The 18,442-nt window shown below is 65.1% G+C and carries 18 protein-coding genes and 1 pseudogene; 7 read left to right on the top strand and 12 right to left on the bottom strand.

Annotation, left to right across the window (positions count from 1 at the left end):
• Positions 1-31: 31 nt before the first annotated feature.
• Entirely contained in the window at positions 32-2,572 is a 2,541-nt protein-coding gene (gene topA / locus ACZZZM_RS00460) for a type I DNA topoisomerase (RefSeq protein WP_463593146.1), read from the top strand.
• Positions 2,573-2,598: 26 nt separating this feature from the next.
• The gene (locus ACZZZM_RS00455; RefSeq protein ID WP_463593145.1) at positions 2,599-2,976 is read left to right on the top strand and encodes a hypothetical protein; all 378 of its coding nucleotides are present in this window, start codon (positions 2,599-2,601) and stop codon (positions 2,974-2,976) included.
• Here the strand turns inward: ACZZZM_RS00455 and ACZZZM_RS00450 are convergent.
• From ACZZZM_RS00450 to panC, 3 genes are all read right to left on the bottom strand, one after another.
• Entirely contained in the window at positions 2,973-3,365 is a 393-nt protein-coding gene (locus ACZZZM_RS00450; protein WP_463593144.1) for an MAPEG family protein, read from the bottom strand. The two genes, ACZZZM_RS00455 and ACZZZM_RS00450, sit on opposite strands and share 4 nt — an antisense overlap.
• 52 nt (positions 3,366-3,417) lie before the next feature.
• Positions 3,418-3,714 carry a hypothetical protein gene (locus ACZZZM_RS00445; RefSeq protein ID WP_463593143.1) on the bottom strand — a complete coding sequence of 99 codons (297 nt, stop codon included), beginning with the start codon at positions 3,712-3,714 and terminating at the stop codon, positions 3,418-3,420.
• 83 nt (positions 3,715-3,797) lie between these two features.
• Positions 3,798-4,637 carry a pantoate--beta-alanine ligase gene (gene panC / locus ACZZZM_RS00440; RefSeq protein ID WP_463593142.1) on the bottom strand — a complete coding sequence of 280 codons (840 nt, stop codon included), beginning with the start codon at positions 4,635-4,637 and terminating at the stop codon, positions 3,798-3,800.
• 81 nt (positions 4,638-4,718) lie between these two features.
• Here panC and ACZZZM_RS00435 point away from each other — a divergent pair, with 81 nt between their 5' ends.
• From ACZZZM_RS00435 to ACZZZM_RS00415, 5 genes are all read left to right on the top strand, one after another.
• Complete coding sequence (locus ACZZZM_RS00435) at positions 4,719-5,513, top strand: division plane positioning ATPase MipZ (RefSeq protein ID WP_463593141.1); 795 nt, start codon at positions 4,719-4,721, stop codon at positions 5,511-5,513.
• A complete protein-coding gene (locus ACZZZM_RS00430) occupies positions 5,513-5,764 on the top strand; it encodes a J domain-containing protein (protein WP_463593140.1) in 252 nt (83 codons plus the stop codon). Before ACZZZM_RS00435 ends, ACZZZM_RS00430 begins: the two co-directional genes overlap by 1 nt.
• Positions 5,765-5,950: 186 nt before the next feature.
• Positions 5,951-7,339 carry a phosphoglucomutase/phosphomannomutase PgmG gene (gene pgmG, locus ACZZZM_RS00425; protein ID WP_463593139.1) on the top strand — a complete coding sequence of 463 codons (1,389 nt, stop codon included), beginning with the start codon at positions 5,951-5,953 and terminating at the stop codon, positions 7,337-7,339.
• A gap of 108 nt (positions 7,340-7,447) precedes the next feature.
• Complete coding sequence (locus ACZZZM_RS00420; RefSeq protein ID WP_463593138.1) at positions 7,448-7,861, top strand: DUF983 domain-containing protein; 414 nt, start codon at positions 7,448-7,450, stop codon at positions 7,859-7,861.
• 55 nt (positions 7,862-7,916) lie between these two features.
• Positions 7,917-8,684, top strand: coding sequence for an exonuclease domain-containing protein (locus tag ACZZZM_RS00415; protein WP_463593137.1), 768 nt, complete (start codon positions 7,917-7,919; stop codon positions 8,682-8,684).
• An 18-nt stretch (positions 8,685-8,702) separates the two neighbouring features.
• Here ACZZZM_RS00415 and ACZZZM_RS00410 read toward each other — a convergent pair whose 3' ends face one another.
• From ACZZZM_RS00410 to hutI, 9 genes and pseudogenes are all read right to left on the bottom strand, one after another.
• Positions 8,703-9,176: a DUF1440 domain-containing protein gene (locus ACZZZM_RS00410; protein ID WP_463593136.1), complete on the bottom strand. Its 474-nt coding sequence runs from the start codon at positions 9,174-9,176 to the stop codon at positions 8,703-8,705.
• A complete protein-coding gene (locus ACZZZM_RS00405) occupies positions 9,176-10,057 on the bottom strand; it encodes a TraB/GumN family protein (RefSeq protein WP_463593135.1) in 882 nt (293 codons plus the stop codon). Before ACZZZM_RS00405 ends, ACZZZM_RS00410 begins: the two co-directional genes overlap by 1 nt.
• The gene (locus tag ACZZZM_RS00400) at positions 10,057-11,274 is read right to left on the bottom strand and encodes an NAD(P)/FAD-dependent oxidoreductase (RefSeq protein ID WP_463593134.1); all 1,218 of its coding nucleotides are present in this window, start codon (positions 11,272-11,274) and stop codon (positions 10,057-10,059) included. Before ACZZZM_RS00400 ends, ACZZZM_RS00405 begins: the two co-directional genes overlap by 1 nt.
• Positions 11,271-12,101: an S-formylglutathione hydrolase gene (fghA, locus tag ACZZZM_RS00395; RefSeq protein WP_463593133.1), complete on the bottom strand. Its 831-nt coding sequence runs from the start codon at positions 12,099-12,101 to the stop codon at positions 11,271-11,273. The genes ACZZZM_RS00400 and fghA overlap by 4 nt, the downstream gene beginning before the upstream one ends.
• Positions 12,101-13,213 carry an S-(hydroxymethyl)glutathione dehydrogenase/class III alcohol dehydrogenase gene (locus ACZZZM_RS00390; protein ID WP_463593132.1) on the bottom strand — a complete coding sequence of 371 codons (1,113 nt, stop codon included), beginning with the start codon at positions 13,211-13,213 and terminating at the stop codon, positions 12,101-12,103. Before ACZZZM_RS00390 ends, fghA begins: the two co-directional genes overlap by 1 nt.
• Before the next feature lie 31 nt (positions 13,214-13,244).
• A pseudogene (hutU, locus tag ACZZZM_RS00385) lies at positions 13,245-14,904 on the bottom strand (urocanate hydratase).
• Entirely contained in the window at positions 14,901-15,692 is a 792-nt protein-coding gene (gene hutG / locus ACZZZM_RS00380; protein ID WP_463593131.1) for an N-formylglutamate deformylase, read from the bottom strand. The pseudogene hutU and the gene hutG overlap by 4 nt, the downstream one beginning before the upstream one ends.
• Entirely contained in the window at positions 15,689-17,203 is a 1,515-nt protein-coding gene (gene hutH, locus ACZZZM_RS00375) for a histidine ammonia-lyase (RefSeq protein ID WP_463593130.1), read from the bottom strand. Before hutH ends, hutG begins: the two co-directional genes overlap by 4 nt.
• On the bottom strand, positions 17,194-18,381 hold the full coding sequence (gene hutI, locus ACZZZM_RS00370) for an imidazolonepropionase (protein WP_463593129.1): 1,188 nt from the start codon (positions 18,379-18,381) through the stop codon (positions 17,194-17,196). Before hutI ends, hutH begins: the two co-directional genes overlap by 10 nt.
• Positions 18,382-18,442 lie beyond the last annotated feature (61 nt).

The following is an 18,442-nucleotide window of genomic DNA, read 5'->3' as shown; positions in this document are numbered from 1 at the left end:
ACGCGTACACGTAAGGAACACCGAAAACCCCATGCAGCTTGTCATCGTCGAATCGCCCGCAAAGGCGAAGACCATCGAGAAATACCTCGGCAAGGACTATCGCGTCCTCGCTTCCTACGGCCATGTCCGCGATCTGCCGGCGAAGGACGGTTCGGTGAACCCGGACGAGGGCTTCGCGATGGAATGGGAGGCCTATGCCGACAAGGGCAAGCAGCTCAAGGCGATCACCGATCTCGCCAAGACCGCCGACCGCCTGATCCTCGCCACCGATCCGGATCGCGAGGGCGAGGCGATCAGCTGGCATGTGCAGGAAGTGCTGCGCCAGAAGAAGGCGCTGCCTGCCGAGGTTGAGCGGGTAACCTTCAACGCGATTACCAAGCCGGCGATTTTAACCGCAATGGCACATCCTCGCGAGCTAGATACCGACCTGATCGATGCTTATCGCGCGCGCCGCGCGCTCGATTATCTGGTCGGATTCACGCTCTCGCCGGTGCTTTGGCGCAAGCTTCCGGGAGCGAAGTCGGCGGGGCGCGTGCAATCGGTGGCGTTGCGCCTGATCGTTGAGCGCGAGCGCGAGATCGAGGGGTTCAAGCCCCAGGAATATTGGTCGGTAACTGCCGATATGGAGCAGGACGGCACCGCGTTCGTCAGCCGTCTGGTCAAATATAAGGGCGACAAGATCGATCGCCTGACGATCGGCGACGGTAAGACCGCCGAGGCGGCCAAGCTCGCGGTCGAGCAGGGGCGCTTCAGTGTCGTCTCGGTCGAGACCAAGCCGGCGATGCGCAATCCGCCGCCGCCCTTCACCACTTCGACGCTCCAGCAAGAGGCCGCACGCAAGCTCGGCTTTTCGGCCAGTCACACGATGCGCATCGCCCAGGGACTCTACGAGGATGGCGCGATTACCTATATGCGTACCGACGGCGTCCAGATGGATGGCGACGCGATCCAGCAGGCGCGCAAGGCGGTCGTGAACCGCTATGACGGGCATTACGTGCCGGAAAAGCCGCGCCACTACACCGCCAAGGCCAAGAACGCCCAAGAAGCGCATGAGGCGATCCGGCCGACCGATTTCGGCAAGGACAGCTATGGCGGCGGCGATCATGCCAAGCTTTACGATCTGATCTTCAAGCGCGCGCTGGCGAGCCAGATGGCGAGCGCGCGGATGGAGCGCACCACGATCGAGATGGAGGATGCGACCGGCCAGCATGGGCTGCGCGCCACTGGGCAGGTCGTGCTCTTCCCCGGCTATCTCGCGCTCTATGAAGAAGGCCGTGACGACGAGGCGGACGAGGATTCGCGCCGCCTGCCCAAGCTTTCCGAAGGTGCTACGCCGGCAAAGAAGGCAGTCAATGCCGAGCAGCATTTCACCCAGCCGCCGCCACGCTTCTCTGAAGCGTCGCTGGTGAAGCGGATGGAAGAACTCGGAATTGGGCGTCCCTCGACCTATGCCTCGATCATCCAGGTGCTCAAGGATCGCGCCTATGTCCGTATCGAGAAGAACCGCTTTTTCGCCGAGGAGAGCGGGCGGCTGTTGACGGCGTTCCTCGAGCGCTTTTTCGAGCGTTATGTGAATTACGATTTCACGGCGGGACTGGAGGAAGAGCTCGACGAAGTGTCGGGCGGGCGTGCCGAATGGCAGGCAGTGCTCGAAGCGTTCTGGAAGGACTTCAAGCCGCGCACCGCGGACGTGATGGAGCAGAAGCCGTCCGAGATCACTGCGGCGCTCGACCAGTTCCTCGCGCCCTATCTGTTCCCGCCCAATGCCGATGGCAGCGATCCGCGGCTTTGCCCCAATTGCGGCGAGGGCCAGCTGGCGCTGCGCGGCGGGCGTTTCGGCGCGTTCGTGGCGTGCTCGAACTATCCGGACTGCAAATATACGCGCCGCTTCGCCCAGCCGGGCGGCGAGGGCAGCGAGGACACCGGGCCGCAGGTGCTTGGGGAGGACCCCGACACCGGTCTCAAGGTCGAGCGCAAGTCGGGGCGGTTCGGACCCTACATCCAGCTCGGAGATGAGAAGGACGCCAAGCGCGCATCGATCCCCAAGGATGTCGAGCTGGACCTGGAGATGGCGCTGAAGCTGCTCAGCCTGCCGCGCACCGTGGGCACGCATCCCGAGAGTGGTGAGCCGATCACTGCCTCGATTGGCCGCTATGGGCCGTATCTCGCGCATGCGGGCAAATATGCGCGGCTGACTTCGACCATGGAGGTGTTCGAGACCGGAATGAACGCGGCCGTGGTCAAGCTGGCCGAGGCGGCGGCGAATGGCGGACGTCCCGCCCGCGGTGCTGCGCGCGAGCCGCTCAAGGTGCTGGGCAAGCATCCGCGCACCGAGGCCGAGATCAAGTTGATGGCGGGCCGCTACGGCGAATATGTCACCGATGGCGAGACCAATGCGACTCTGCCCAAGTCGATCGACAAGGATCAGCTCACGCTCGAGGAAGCCGCCCAGCTAATCGATGCGCGTGCGGCGGCAGGTCCGGCGAAGGGCAAGGCCAAGAAGAAGGCAGCCCCGAAGAAGAAGGCGCCGGCCAAAAAGGCTGCTCCCAAAAAGGCCGCGGCGAAGAAGTGACGGACGCGCCTGCACCGGGACTTCGCGTGCCGCGTTGGCTATTGTTCGGGATAATGGCGGCGACGCTCGGCGCGATTATCGCGATGTGGATCAGCGGCGTACGGCGGACCGCTAGGGAAGCTGCGCGCTACACTCTGGTCGAGGAGCGCCGGGTGCCAGCCGCCAGCGCCGCGCTGCGCAATTGCCTCGATCTTCGCGGCGCGGAAGCGCTTGGCCTGCAGGAACGCTGGGGCTCGCCCAAGGGCGTGCCCGACACCAAGCGCAAGCGGAACCCGGAGCGGTCGATTCAGATCGATGTGGTTGAACGCGGCGATTACCGGCTGGTGCGTTTTTATGCGCTTGATGGGCGACCGCTCAGCGCGCCGGAGCGGCTCATCTTCGATGCGTGCCTCGCGCTAAGCTAGAGCAGTCGCGCCAGCAGCCATCCCGCCAATCCGAGCTGGATCACCAATGTCGCGATCACGCCCAGGGCGCGCGGCAGCGGGGGCGGGCCTTTCGAGGGCGTATAAAGGCCCAGCGCGTGGAGCAGCCGCGCGCTGACAAAGGCGACCGCGGCATACATCAGATATTGGCGATCGGCGCCGCCATATTCGAGCAGGCCGATCAGGATCAGCGCGATGGGAGCGTTTTCGGCCAGATTGCCGTGTGCGCGGCTCGCCGAGGTGAGGCTGGGATCGTCGCCCAGGCCGAACGACAGGCGCGTCCGGAAGCGGTTGCGGATCGTGTCGAGTGCAAGCAGCACGAGCAGGATCGCGAGCGCAGCGGCGGTGAAGCCGGTGATCGTCAACGGCATGGGTCCCTCCCTTTTTCGGGAGGCTAACCCCAAGCCGCCGGAAAGTCGAACCTCAGGCGGCGCGAACCTGCGTCTGCACCAGCCACGCGCGCGCGGCTTTCTGGGCTTCGATGATCTCGCGTGCGGTCATGTCTTCGGCGATCTCGGCGCGGCATTCCATGGCGCGTTCGCTGCCGGACATCGCCGCCAGATTGAACCATTTATGCGCTTCGATCAGGTCGATATCCACGCCCTCGGCTCCGCTCGAATAGACCATGCCAAGATCGTAGCAGGCCTTGGTATCGCCGCGTGCCGCATCGCGGAGCCGGCTTTCGATCAGAAACTGTGCGCTCTTCAGGCTGTTGCCCATCGTCGTCACCCCTTTTGCACCCTCGTGCTATGGGGTTCATCGCAGCCAATCGTTCAACAAATGGTTAACGGCGTTAACCGTATCTATTCAGAACCGACTGCGATGTTGTCGATTAGGCGTGTGCCGCCGATCTTCGCCGCCGCAAGCAGACGCATCGGTTGGTCGGCGACCGGAGCCCCTAGGGTTGCGGCGTCCCGCAGCTCGACATAATCGACGTCGAAGCCGGCCGCGCTCAGCGTGTCGATCGCCTGCGCCAGCGCCGCAGCCGGATCGCCGCCGGTCGCGATCGTGCGCTCGGCCGCGCCCAATGCGCGCGGCAGCGCCACGGCCTTGGCCCGGTCTTCGTCCATCAGGAAGATGTTTCGCGACGAGAGGGCGAGGCCGTCATCCTCGCGCTGAGTAGGAACGCCGCGAATCTCGAGGTTGAGTTCCAGATCGGCGACCATACGGCGAATCACGGCAAGCTGCTGCCAGTCCTTTTCGCCGAACAAGGCGACATCGGGCTGCACCTGATTGAACAATCGCGCGACCACTGTGGTCACGCCGTCGAAATGGCCGGGGCGATGCGCGCCGTCGAGCACATTACCGATCTCGCTGGCCTTTACGTCGATCTCGGGGCCGTTCGGATACATTTCCTCGACGCTGGGCATCCAGAGCAAATCGACGCCCGCACTCGACAGCATCCGCGAATCCGCCATTTCCCGGCGTGGGTATTTTCCGAAGTCTTCGCTCGGCGCGAATTGGGTTGGGTTCACGAAGATCGAGACGACCACACGGTCGGCGGCCAATTTGGCCTCTTCGACAAGCGCCATATGCCCCGCATGGAGCGCTCCCATGGTGGGGACCAGCGCAACGCGCAGCCCTTCCGCCCGAAAGGCGGAGACCGCCTCTCTCAGGACTTCGAGGCTACGGACGGTTTGCACGCGTTAACACTTTCGATAAGACGGGGAGCGCGGCCTTCTATGGGGGAGTGTCGGCACGATCAATAACGGAAGTTGGGTAGTTTGAGCGACGGATCGAAGCGGCTGCACGTACTGGTTTTCGCCAACGAGAAGGGCGGCACGGGCAAGTCCACCACTGCCGTCCACGCAGCGATTGCGCTCGCCTTCAAAGGCGCGCGCGTCGCATGCTTCGATCTCGACCATCGCCAGCGGACGATGGGGCGCTATCTCGACAATCGAGCCGAGACGATCCGGCGCACCGGGCGCGACCTGCCGATGCCCACCTATGAGACGCATGATGGCGAGAGCATGGACTTTTTCTCGTCCACATTGGAGCGGCTGGGCGAGGATGCCGATTTTCTGGTGATCGATACGCCGGGCCGCGACGACAAGTTCGCGCGCATCGCCGTCACCAATGCCGACACACTCGTCACGCCGATGAACGACAGCTTCGTCGATTTCGACCTGATCGGTCAGGTCGATCCCGAGACTTTTCGCGTCTCGCGCCCAAGCTTTTATTCGGAAATGATCTGGGACTCGCGCAAGCGCCGCGCCAAGGCCGATGGCGAAAGCATCGACTGGGTCGTGCTGCGCAACCGCATGCAGCATATCGAGGCGCGCAACATGCGCCGCGTATCGGAGGCGATCGACCAGCTTTCCAAGCGCGTCGGCTTCCGGGTGATTTCGGGGCTTTCGGAGCGCGTGATCTATCGCGAGCTCTTCCCGCAAGGCCTGACCATGCTCGATTCGGGCGAGTTCGGCGCGATGGGACTCAGCCATGTTGCGGCACGACAGGAGCTTCGCGAGATGATGGCGGGGCTCGCACTTCCCGAAGTCGCCATGCCGCTGTTCGCCTGATGGCCAAGCTGCTCCTGGCTGCAGCCATCGTCGCAGCAGTCTATTATCTGTTCATCCGGCCACGGCCGAAGCCGGTGCATCGGTTGCCGCTGGATGAGGCACGCGAGATATTGGGCGTGGGCCGCGATGCCGGCGAAGACGAAATCCGTGCAGCGCACCGGCGGCTCGTGACTGCGCTCCACCCCGACAAGGGCGGTTCGGCCGAGCTGACACGGCGGATCAATGCCGCGCGAGATGCGCTGCTGAAATAATCCTTCCCGGGACGGGGAGGTGGCAGCGCGAAGCGCTGACGGCGGGAGTTCTCCGCGCAGCCGACGCTTGCGGCATCCCCCCTCCACCAGCCTTCAGCTGGTCCCCCTCCCCGTTCCGGGGAGGATCATCTTGCAACTTCCCGCGACCTCGCGGATTAGGCGCGTAACGATTTCCCCGGAGGCATCATGACTCACATTTTCGACCCCACATCGCTGCGCGAATACGATATCCGCGGGATCGTCGGCGAGGCGCTCGGACCCGATGACGCGCGCGCGATCGGCCGCGGTTTCGCGACGTTGCTGCGCCGCGCGGGCGGCAGGCGGGTGGCTGTGGGCTGGGACGGGCGCGTCTCCTCGCCGGTTCTACGCGACGCGCTGGTCGAAGGGCTCGTTGCCTCGGGCTGCGACGTGGTGCGCACCGGCATGGGCCCGACGCCGATGCTCTATTATGCCGAGGCGACGCTAGAAGTGGATGGCGGCATCCAGATAACCGGCAGCCATAACCCCGGCAATTACAATGGCTTCAAGATGGTGTTCCAGCATAAGCCGTTTTTCGGCGAGGACATCCAGACGGTCGGTCGCCTGGCGGCAGAAGGCGATTGGGAAGACGGGGACGGCAGCGAGACCATTACCGATGCGGACATCGAGGATATCTATGTCGGCCGGCTGCTCGCGGGCTATGCCGGCGGCACCTATCGCATCGGATGGGATACGGGCAACGGCGCCGCCGGCCCGGTGATCGAAAAGCTGGTGAAGCTGCTGCCGGGTGAGCATCACACGATCTTCACCGATGTGGACGGCAATTTCCCCAATCATCATCCCGATCCTACCGAGGAAAAGAACCTCGCCGATCTGAAGCGTCTCGTCGCCGAGAAGCATCTCGATTTCGGACTGGCTTTCGATGGCGACGGCGACCGTGTCGGCGCGATTGACGGCACCGGCCGGGTGATCTGGGGGGATCAATTGCTTTCGATCCTGGCGGTGCCGGTGCTGCGCAAGGCTCCGGGCTCCACGATCATCGCCGACGTCAAGGCCAGCCAGATGCTGTATGACCGCATCGCCGAGCTGGGCGGCGAGCCCTTGATGTGGAAGACCGGCCACTCGCTCATCAAGACCAAGATGAAGGAAACCGGGGCGCCGCTGGCCGGGGAAATGAGCGGCCACATCTTCTTTGCGCAGGATTATTACGGCTTCGACGACGCGCAATATGCCGCGGTCCAGCTGATCAACGCAGTGCACGTCATCGGCAAGTCGCTGACCGAAATCCGCGGCGAGATGCCCGAATTCGTCAACACGCCGGAGATGCGCTTCCAGGTTTCGGACACGCGCAAGTTCGCAGTGATCGAGGAAGTGCTGGCGCGGCTCGAGGCCGAAGGCGCGGACGTCAACCGCACCGATGGCGCGCGGGTAAACACCCCAGATGGCTGGTGGCTGCTGCGAGCATCGAACACACAGGACGTGCTGGTCGCGCGTGCCGAGGCGAGGAGCCAGGAAAGCCTCGACCGTCTGATGGCGATGATCGACGCGCAGCTTGCTGCAAGCGGGCTGGAGCGCGGCCCGCAAGCCGGGCACTGATTTCGCACATGCCGCGCGCCTTGGACAATTTGTCCGATGTGCGCGGCAGGCCCGCTCCCTATATCGCCATCGTGCGGATAATGCTGCCGCACGCTGCGGACAGCTTATATGACCCCCGACGACCCCCGGCAGATCGACGCAAGCGGCAGGCTTTGGCCGCGGCTTGAGCCTGTGCAGACCGGCGTGCGCGGTCGGTGTCCGCGGTGTGGGCAGGGGCATATCTTCGCGGGGTTCCTGAGGATGCGCGCAAGCTGCGAAGTCTGCGGTCTCGATTATTCCTATGCCGATCCGGCCGACGGCCCGGCAATCTTCGTCCAGCTCTTCGCCTGCGTACCGGGCGTGCTGTTCGCGCTGATGTTCGAGATTCTCTATGCCCCGCCAATGTGGATGCATCTCGCCTTCAGCCTGCCAATAGTGCTGCTGTTCACGGTGCTCCCGCTTCGCCCGATCAAGGGATGGCTGGTCGCCAGCCAATTCTATTTCAAGGCAGGCGAAGGCCGGCTGGTCCGCGATTCGAAATAGAGCCGGCCGCGGGAAAGACTCGCTTTTTAGCGGTCTCGCCCCCACTTAACCGGTAATGCCGCCGCCCCAGCCTACGCTCATCCGCGTCATCGATCTCGAGACTACCGGCGACAAGCCGCCCGCGCACGGCGTGGTCGAGATTGGCTGGCAGGACGTCGCACTGGGTGCCGACGGGCGCTGGGAGCTTTATGGCGAGGGCGGCAATCGGATGGTCAATCCCGGCCGGCCGATCCCGCCGCTGACCATGGCTATCCACCATATCCGCGACGAGGACGTGGCCGATGCGCCCTGGTGGCACGATGTCGCGCGGCCGGTTCTCGATCCGTGGCCGCGGCGCCTCGCGCTGGCGGCGCACCGGGCGAGCTTCGAAGAGCAGTTTTGTACGCCGTCGCTCACTCGCGGTGCGGACTGGATCTGCACGTATAAATGCGCGCTGCGGCTATGGCCGGGCAGCCCGCGCTTCTCGAACCAGTTTCTGCGCTATTGGCGGATGCCTGAAGGCATGGATCATGAACGCGGCCTCCCCGCACATCGCGCCTTTCCCGATGCCTATGTGACCGCATTTCATTTGCGCGACATGCTCAACGAAGCGAGCGTCGAGCAATTGATTGCCTGGTCGAAAGAGCCGGCGCTTGAGCCGCGCGTGCGCTATGGGCCCGAACGCGGCAGGGAATATGCCGAACTCAACGAGGATGTGCTGGTCGCGTTCATGAACGATCGCGATGCCGATATTCGCTTCAGCGCAGCGACCGAGATGGCCCGTCGGCAGGGCGGCGGGGCCGTCAAACGCACCGGCCCGCCGCCGCAGGATCTGCTGTTATAGGCGCTTGGTCGCTCGCGGTCAGCGCCGCCCCGCTATTAGCGCGCGGACGCCTTCGAGCACCCAGCCATAAACCAGATGCGAGGCCGCGCTATAGGCATGCGTTGCGAGTGGAGTATCCTGCGGCGGCGGGCCAAGATCGGCGGCGGGGACCGCGACATCGTCGAGAAGCGCCGCGGTTGCGATGCCGTAGGCAGTGCCGAAACCTGCACTGGCTTCGCTGCGATATTCGGTGAGCACGCCATAAATCCCGCCCAGCACCGCGCCGGTGATATAGTGAACTGCCTGGCCCGAGGGCTCGCGATAGGGCTCGGGAACAGTCTGGCCGGTCAGCGTTTCGCTGGCCTTGTCCGCCGCTTTGACCGTTGCGGGGTCCCCGTCGCTATCGGGCAGCAGCTTCTGCGCCTGTGCCTGGAACGCCGCCATCGCAGCGGATGCGACCAGGCCCGCTGCCACGCCGGCAAGCAGGCCCAGAAAGGGGCGCGGCCCGGGCATCAATAGTCGACGCGCGTAGCGGTCAGCTTGCGCTTTGCGAGCCAGACCTGGACGCTGTCATTGCCGGCTAGATGCCCCGCGCCGACGGCAATGAACACCGTGCCGGGCTTGGCCATCCGCGTTTCGATCCACTCGGCCCAGCGCGCATTGCGATCGCTGAGCAGGATCTTGCCGAGCTCGGGGGTTTCGCGCAGTCCCTCGTTCATCGTCTCGCCCAGCGCGGCGGAATCGCCCGCCGACCAATTGGCGACCATCTTGTCGAGCATCGGGCCGGCCTTGTCGTAACCGTCGAGCGTCGAGACCAAAAACTTGAGCTGAAGATCGTCGGGCAAGGTATCCAGATAGCCCAATTGCTGCTCGGCGGTCTCAAGGCCGATCAGGGGTTTGTCGGCTGCCTTGGCGGCCGCCGCGATCGCCCGCTCAGCGCCGCTTTCGGGATCATAACCAAGCTTGCCGAGGGGCGCCATGCTCGCCATCAGCGCGCCAAGCCAGGGCTCGAACCGGTCGAGCGCGGCGGCGGGCATGCCCAGATCGGCGGCCGCAGTGGCGAGCGCAGCGCGATTGGCCTCAGGCACTCGCTCGCTGAGCGTCGGGCCGGTAAAGCTCATGCCGGTTTTCATGATCAGCGCCTGCATCTCGGCCGCGGCGGGCTCGACCATTTCGAGCACCACCTCGTCGCTGTTGTCGAAAGCGGCCTTTACCCCCTCGTCGAACCAGCCGAGGCCGGGCTTGAGCACGTGGATCGTGCCGAACAGATAGATCGTCGTATCGGCATCCTTGACCACCCAGATCGCCGGATCGGCATCCTTCTCTTCCTGCGCCTGCGCCGCGAGGGGGATGAGAAAGGCGAGCGCGGCAAGCAGGCGCGGGATGATGCGCATCAAAGATCCTTCAATATGGTCGCCGGATCGGCGAGGCGGGCGGGTTCGACGGCGAGGCCCTCCGCTACGAGTTTACGCCCCTGAACATAATCGCGGGTCGCATTGACGCAGTCGAGCGCAATCACGCGACCTTGGGCAAGATAGATTACGGAAAAGCTGCGAGCGGCGGGATCGCCGCGCACTACGACCTGGTCATGCCCGGCGGAAATCCCGACGGTCTGGAGCTTGAGGTCATATTGGTTCGACCAGAACCACGGCACGGCGTCGTAGGCGGCTTCGATCCCACAGACCGTCTTCGCCGCGACGGTGGCTTGGTCGTTGGCATTCTGGACCGATTCGAGGCGGATCATGCGGTCGCCGGCATGCGCATTGGCATGGAGCGCGCAGTCGCCGACCGCGTAGATGTCGGGCAAAGATGTCCGGCATTGCGCGTCGACGAGCACGCCGTTGCCGCCGCCGGCTCCTGCATCGAGCAACGGCCTGGCGGCGGGCTCGATGCCAATGCCGACGATCGCCATCTGCGCGGGGACGATCTCGCCGCTGGCCAGCCGCACCCCGGTCACGCGGTCTGCGCCCTCAATGCAATCGACTTGTACGCCGGTGCGGATGGTCACGCCGCGCGCGCGATGTTCTGCTTCGAAGAAGCGCGACAGCGGCTCGCCGGCGACGCGCGCGAGGACGCGGTCCTGCGCTTCGAGCACGGTGACTTCGCGGCCGAGCTTCGACAGCACTGCCGCCGCTTCGAGCCCGATATAGCCGCCACCGATCACCGCCACTTGCCGCACCTCTGGCAATTCGACCATCATCGCGTCGACATCGGCGCGGGTGCGCACGGTATGAATGCCGGTCAGGTCATGCCCCTGGCAGGCAAGCCGTCGCGCCTTCCCGCCCCCGGCCCAGATCAGCGCGCCATAGTTGATCGTCTCGCCATCGGTTGTGGTAACGCGGTGCGCCGCAGGATCGACCGAGACGACCGTGCGGCCAGTGAGCATCGTTACCTGGCGCTCGTCCCAGAACGCCGCGGGCCGGATCAGCAGGCGCTCGAATGCTTTGTCGCCCGCCAGATAATCCTTGGAAAGCGGCGGCCTTTCATAGGGCAGCTCAGGCTCGTCGCCGATCAACGCGATGCTGCCCTCGAACTTGTTCTGCCGAAGCGCGATCGCCGCCTGCGCCCCCGCATGGCCTGCGCCGACGATAAGGACGTCGTAGCGCTTCATTTCAGCCGTGCTGCGTGCCACGCCACATGTTCGGCCATGAAGCTCGAGACGAAGAAATAGCTGTGATCATAGCCCGGCTGGATGCGTTGGGTGAGTGCAATGCCCGCGTCGCGGCAGGCCGCTTCGAGCAATTCAGGCCTGAGCTGTTCGGCGAGGAGTTGGTCGGCCGAGCCGGTATCGACGAGCAATTCCGGCACTCGTGCGCCGTCTTCGATCAGCGCGACTGCGTCATATTTCCGCCATGCGGCTTGATCCGAACCGAGGTAGCCGGCGAGCGCCTTCTGGCCCCACGGCACCTGGCTCGGCGCGGCGATCGGCGCGAAGGCGGAGACGCTGCGGAAGCGCTCGGAGTTTCGCAGGCCGATAGTGAGCGCGCCGTGCCCGCCCATCGAATGGCCGGTGATGCCTTGCGCATCCATGTCGGCGGGGAATTCCGCGCCGATCAGCGCTGGGAGTTCGCTTTCGAGGTAGACGCGCATATTAAAATGAGCGGCCCAGGGGTCTTCGGTGGCATCGAGATAAAAGCCTGCGCCCTGGCCGAAATCATAGGCTGCATCGTCGGGCACGCCTTGGCCGCGCGGGCTGGTGTCGGGCGCCACGAAGATGATGCCATGCTCGGCGCATGCCGTGCGATATTCGCCCTTGTCGGTGACATTGGCGTGCGTGCAGGTCAGGCCGGAGAGATACCAAAGGATCGGCAGCTGCGCGCCGACTGCATGTTCGGGCACGAATACCGAGAAGACCATGTCGGTGCCCGTCGCGGTGCTGGCATGGCGGTATACCCCCTGGACGCCGCCATGCGCCTTGTTGGTGGAAAGCGTCTCCATCAATAGACCACGACCGAGCGAATGCTTTCGCCGGCGTGCATCAGGTCGAAGCCCTTGTTGATCTCCTCGAGGCTGAGCACATGTGTGATCATCGGGTCGATCTCGATCTTGCCCTGCATGTACCAGTCGACGATTTTCGGAACGTCGGTGCGGCCCTTGGCGCCGCCGAATGCCGTGCCGCGCCAGTTGCGCCCGGTGACGAGCTGGAACGGGCGTGTGGCGATCTCCTTGCCGGCCTCGGCCACGCCGATGATGATGCTGGTGCCCCAGCCGCGGTGGCAAGCCTCCAGCGCAGTGCGCATCACTTCGGTGTTGCCGGTGCAGTCGAAGGTGAAGTCCGCGCCGCCATCGGTCAGCGCCAGGATCGCCGCGATCGTCTCCTCGCGTGACTTGCCCCGCCCGTCGATGAAATCGGTCATGCCGAAGCGGCGGCCCCATTCCTCTCGGTCTGGATTGATGTCGACGCCGATGATTCGGTTCGCGCCGGCCATCTTCGCGCCCTGGAGCACGTTGAGCCCGATGCCGCCGAGGCCGAACACGACGACGTTATCGCCGACCTGGACCTTGGCGGTGTTGACTACTGCGCCGACGCCGGTGGTGACCCCACAGCCGATATAACAGGCGCTGTTGAACGGCGCATCCTCGCGGATCTTCGCGACGGCGATCTCGGGTAGCACCGTGAAGTTCGAGAAGGTCGAGCAGCCCATATAATGGAAGATGGCCTGGCCCTTATGGCTGAACCGGGAGGTGCCATCGGGCATCAGGCCTTTGCCCTGGGTAGCGCGGATCGCGGTGCACAGATTGGTCTTGCCGCTGAGGCACGATTTACACTGGCGGCATTCGGGCGTGTAGAGCGGGATGACGTGATCGCCGGGCTTTACGCTGGTGACGCCCGCGCCGACTTCGCGGACGATCCCTGCGCCCTCATGGCCGAGCACCGACGGGAACAGGCCCTCACTATCGAGGCCATCAAGCGTGTAGGCGTCGGTGTGGCAGATACCCGTCGCCATGATCTCGACGAGAACTTCGCCAGCCTTGGGACCTTCGAGATCGAGCTCGACGATCTCAAGCGGCTGCTTCGCCTCGAATGCTACGGCGGCGCGCGTCTTCATGATCTACTCCCGAACTGGATTCGGGCTCGGACTAGCTGCTGATACTGGGAAGGTCGAGGCCTGCACGGCGCGCTGCGTCCAATGCTTCCGGATATCCGGCATCGGCATGGCGCATGACGCCGGTGGCGGGATCGTTCCACAGCACGCGCTCCAGCCGTTCGGCGGCTTCGGGGGTGCCGTCCGCGACGATCACCATCCCCGAATGTTGCGAATAGCCCATGCCGACGCCGCCGCCGTGATGGAGCGAGACCCAGGTCGCGCCGCTGGCGGTGTTGAGCAGGGCATTGAGCAGGGGCCAGTCCGAGACGGCATCGGAGCCGTCCATCATTGCCTCAGTTTCACGATTGGGGCTGGCGACCGATCCCGAGTTCGAGATGATCGCGGCCGATCACGACGGGTGCCTGCAGTTCGCCCGATGCGACCATCTCGTTGAAGGCAAGGCCGAGGCGGTGGCGGTCGCCCAAGCCCACCCAGCAGATCCGCGCCGGCAGGCCCTGAAAGTGGATGCGTTCGCGTGCCATGTCGAGCCAGCGGTGGAGGTGCGCATCGTCGGGGAGCAGCTCCTTCACCTTCGCGTCTGTCTTGTAGATATCCTCTGGATTGCCTGAGAGCGCGGCCCAGCGGAACGGCCCAACGCCGCGGCAGAAAAGCGGGCGGATATACGCGGGGACGAAGCCGGGGAAGTCGAATGCGTTGGCGACGCCTTCGTCCTTCGCGACCTGGCGGATGTTGTTGCCGTAATCGACGGTCGGCACGCCAGCATTGTGGAAGTCGAGCATCGCGCGAACATGCGTGGCCATCGACGCCTTGGCCGCCTGCGCGACCTTGTCGGGCTCGCTCTCGCGCTCGGCGAACCAGCGCTCCAGCGTCCACCCCTGCGGGAGATAGCCATTGATCGGATCGTGCGCCGAAGTCTGGTCGGTCACCAGATCGGGGCGGACGCCGCGGCGGACGAGCTCGGGATACACGTCCGCGGCATTGCCGAGCAGGCCGACCGAAACCGGCGTCTTGGACGAGGTGACGATCTCCAGCGCCTGCTCCACGCTGTCGGTGGCGCGATCAAGATAGCCAGTTTCCAATCGCATCTCGATGCGGCTTGGTTGGCATTCAACTGCGAGGCAGGAGAAGCCGGCCATGGTCGCAGCGAGGGGTTGTGCGCCGCCCATGCCGCCTAATCCGGCGGTCAGGATCCAGCGGCCCGCGACGCTGCCGCCATAATGCTGTCGGCCAGCCTCGACAAAGGTCTCGTAGGTGCCCTGCACGATCCCCTGGCTGCCGATATAGATCCAGCTGCCGGCGGTCATCTGGCCGTACATCATCAGGCCGGCGCGATCGAGTTCGTGGAAAAGCTCCCAATTCGCCCATTTGGGCACCAAGTTCGAATTGGCAAGCAGAACGCGCGGAGCATTCTCGTGCGTGCGGAAAACCCCGACCGGCTTGCCCGATTGGATCAGCAAGGTCTCGTCGGCCTCCAGGCGGCGGAGCGTCTCGACGATGCGATCATAGCTTTCCCAATCGCGCGCGGCGCGGCCGATGCCGCCATAGACGACCAGCTCGTTGGGATTCTCGGCGACGCGCGGATCGAGATTGTTCATCAGCATCCGCAGCGGCGCTTCGGTGAGCCAGCTTTTCGCGGTCAGATCGGTGCCGGTCGCGGCCTGGATGTGACGAGTGTTGTCGAGACGGGTCATGCAGGTGCTTTCGCGAAGGCCATTGCGGCGGCGAGGATTTGCTCGAGGTCCGCGCGGAGCGTAGCGGCGCGGTCGGGATTCCATTCAGGCGGCCAATTGGTTTCGTCGGGCTCGCCCTCTGGCTCGTCGAGATAGGCGCGCATCGCGATCTCCATCTGGATCGCATGGACGCCGCGCTCGGGCCGGCCGTAATGCCGGGTCGTCCAGCCACCGCGGAAGCGGCCGTTGAGGACGTGGCTGCGGTTGGCGCTGGCGGCGACCACCGCGCCGCTCAGGGCGACGTTGCAGGTCTTGCCCATATCGGTCCCGATGTTGAGTTCGGGCAATTCGCCTTCGAACAGGCGCGGAACATGGCTGCGGATCGAGTGGCAGTCGTAGAGCACGACATGCCCATGCTTTTCGCGGAGGCGGGCGATCTCGGCTTCGATTGCGGCGCGATAGGAAGTGAACCAGCCCATGCGCTCGACAGGATCAGGCTCGTAACCGTCGCGGTAGAGCGGTTCGCCATCGAAGGTTTCGGTGGGACAGAGGCCGGTGGTGGCCTGGCCCGGGTAGAGCGACTGCCCTGAGGGATCGCGGTTGCAATCGATCACGCTGCGCGAAATGTCGGTCCAGATGAAGGTCGCGTCGGCGAGACCTTCGTAGAGCGCGCGGATGTGCCAGTCGGCGTCGCGTATTGCCCACCAGCGCGAGCGAAATGCGGCCTCGTGCTCGCAAAGCTCGGTGCCGCCATGCGGGAAAGCGAGGATCAGCGGGGTATCGCTGCGTTCGACGTGGAGCCAGTTCATCGCTCGATCCCCGGCAGATCAACTGTGAGAAATGCGGGGGAGCGGATCAGTTCGGCCGCGGCGGCCATGTCAGGTGCCATGTGGCGGTCGTGATCGAGCGTCGGCACTTCGGCGCGCAGCGCCTGGCGGACCGCCTCGATCGAGGCGGTGGAGGTAAGTGGCGCATGGAAGTCGCACCCCTGCGCCCCGGCGAGCAACTCGATGGCGAGGACGTGATCGAGATTCGCGGCCATATCGATCAGGCGGCGGGCACCGTGCGCGGCCATCGAGACATGGTCTTCCTGATTGGCCGAGGTCGGGATTGAGTCGACGCTCGCCGGCGTGGCGCGCTGCTTGTTTTCCGAGACCAGAGCCGCGGCAGTGACCTGCGGGATCATGAAGCCTGAGTTGAGCCCGGGCTGCGGCGTGAGGAAGGCCGGCAGCCCGGAGAGCGCGGGATCGACCAGCATCGCGATCCGGCGCTCGGCAAGGCTGCCGATCTCGCACAGGGCGAGCGCGATCATGTCTGCCGCGAAGGCGACCGGCTCGGCGTGGAAATTGCCGCCCGAAAGCGCCTCGTCGGTGTCGGCGAAGATCAAGGGATTATCCGACACGCCATTGGCTTCGGTGACCAGCGTATCGCCGGCCTGGCGGAGCAAAGTCAGCACCGCACCCATCACCTGGGGCTGGCAGCGCAGGCAATAGGGATCCTGGACGCGGACGTCGTTGACCGCGTGCGAGGCGCGGATTCCCGAGCCTTGCATCAGACCGCGCAAGGCATTGGCGGTCTCGATCTGCCCGGCATGGCCGCGCAGCGCATGGATGCGGTGATCGAACGGTGTGTCGGAGCCCTTGGCGGCTTCGGTGGAGAGCACGCCGGTGACCAATGCGGTGCGATAGAGGCGCTCGGCTTCGAACAGGGCGGCAAGCGCATAGGCCGTCGAGAATTGCGTGCCGTTGAGCAGCGCCAAGCCTTCTTTGGGGCCGAGCTCGAGTGGCGCCAGACCGGCAAGCGTGAGGGCGTCGGCAGCGGAGCGGCGCGCGCCATCGACGAAGATTTCGCCGACGCCGATCATCGTCGCGGCCATATGCGCGAGCGGGGCGAGATCACCTGAGGCGCCGACCGAGCCCTGGGCGGGGATTACGGGCGTGAGGCCCTTGGCTAGCATGGCTTCGAGCAGCTCGACCGTTGCGGGCGCGACCCCCGATGCGCCGCGTGCCAGGCTGGCAAGCTTGAGCGCCATCATAAGCCGCGCGACGGGCACGGGCATCGGCTCGCCGACGCCGGCGGCATGGCTCAGCACGATATTGCGCTGGAGGGTGGCGAGGTCCTCGGCCTCGATCCGCACGCTGGCGAGCTTCCCGAAGCCGGTGTTGATCCCATAGACCGGCACGCCGCGCGCGAGGATGCGTGCGACCGCGGCAGCGCTTTCGGCGATCGCGGGCCGGCAGGCGGGGTCGAGCTCGACCGCTTCGCCGCGATAGATGGCGCGCCAATCGGCATAGGGGACCGCACCGGGGGTCAACAGCATATTCCGTCTTTCACTCGCGCGTGCAGGGGGTTGAAGCCGATGCGGTAGACCAGCTCGGCAGGGTCGGTCATGTCCCAGATTGCCAGATCGCAGGCCTTGCCGGGCTCGATCGTGCCGATCTCGTCATGCAAGCCGAGCGCGCGAGCGGCGTTGGCGGTCACCCCGCGCAGCGCCTCGGCAACGGTGAGGCGGAACAGAGTCGCGCCCATGTTGAGCATCAACAGCAGCGATGTGGTCGGCGAAGTGCCCGGGTTGCAATCGGTGGCAATGGCGATGGGCACATTATGGGCGCGGAAGAGATTGACCGGGGGCAGATGCGTGTCGCGCATGAAATAATAAGCGCCGGGGAGGAGCACGGCTACCGTGCCCGCAGCCGCCATTGCGCGGACATCGGCTTCGTCAGCATGCTCCAAATGGTCTGCGGAAAGCGCATTATGGCTGGCGGCTAGACTGGCCCCGTTCAGCGCGGAGAGCTGCTCGGCATGTAGCTTTACGCCAAGGCCTCCCTGCCGCGCGGCGGCAAGGACGCGGCCCGATTGTTCGGGGGTGAAGCCTATGCCCTCGCAGAACGCGTCGACTGCATCGGCGAGACCAACCGCGGCCGGGATCATCTCCTCGCATACCAGATCGACATAGTCGTCGGCGCGGCCGGCATATTCGGGCGGGAGTGCGTGTGCGCCGAGCAACGTGGGCGTGACGCGGACCTGGCGCTCCTCCCCGAGCGTACGGGCGGCGCGGAGCATCTTGAGTTCGTCTTCGAGCGTGAGGCCGTAGCCCGATTTGATCTCGATCGTCGTGACGCCCTCGGCCAGCAGTGCATCGAGCCGGAGGAGCGCGGTCTCGACCAGTTCGGCCTCGCTCGCGCCGCGGGTCGCGCGGACGGTCGAGAGGATGCCACCGCCGGCGCGGGCGATATCTTCGTAGGATGCGCCTTCGAGCCGCATCGCCCATTCGTCCGCGCGGTTGCCGGCGTGGACGAGGTGGGTGTGGCAGTCGATCAGGCCCGGAGTGATCCAGCGGCCCTGGCAGTCGATCGTCTCTGTCGCTGTGGGCGCGTCCGCACAGGGTCCGGCATAGGCGATCCGGCCGTTTTTGCAGGCGACCGCGCCGTCCTCGATCACGCCGAGGCCGCCTCCGGTCATCGTGGCGAGTCGGGCATTGATCCAGAGCCGATCCATGGCGGCGATGTTGCGCGGGGGCCCGGATTATGTCTAGACATAATACGCAGGAGGCTTGGCG

The sequence above is a fragment of the Sphingomonas sp. AC522 genome (genome assembly GCF_979258125.1).
Note: the sequence above shows the minus strand (reverse complement) of the source record. Positions and strands in the feature narration are given on the sequence as shown.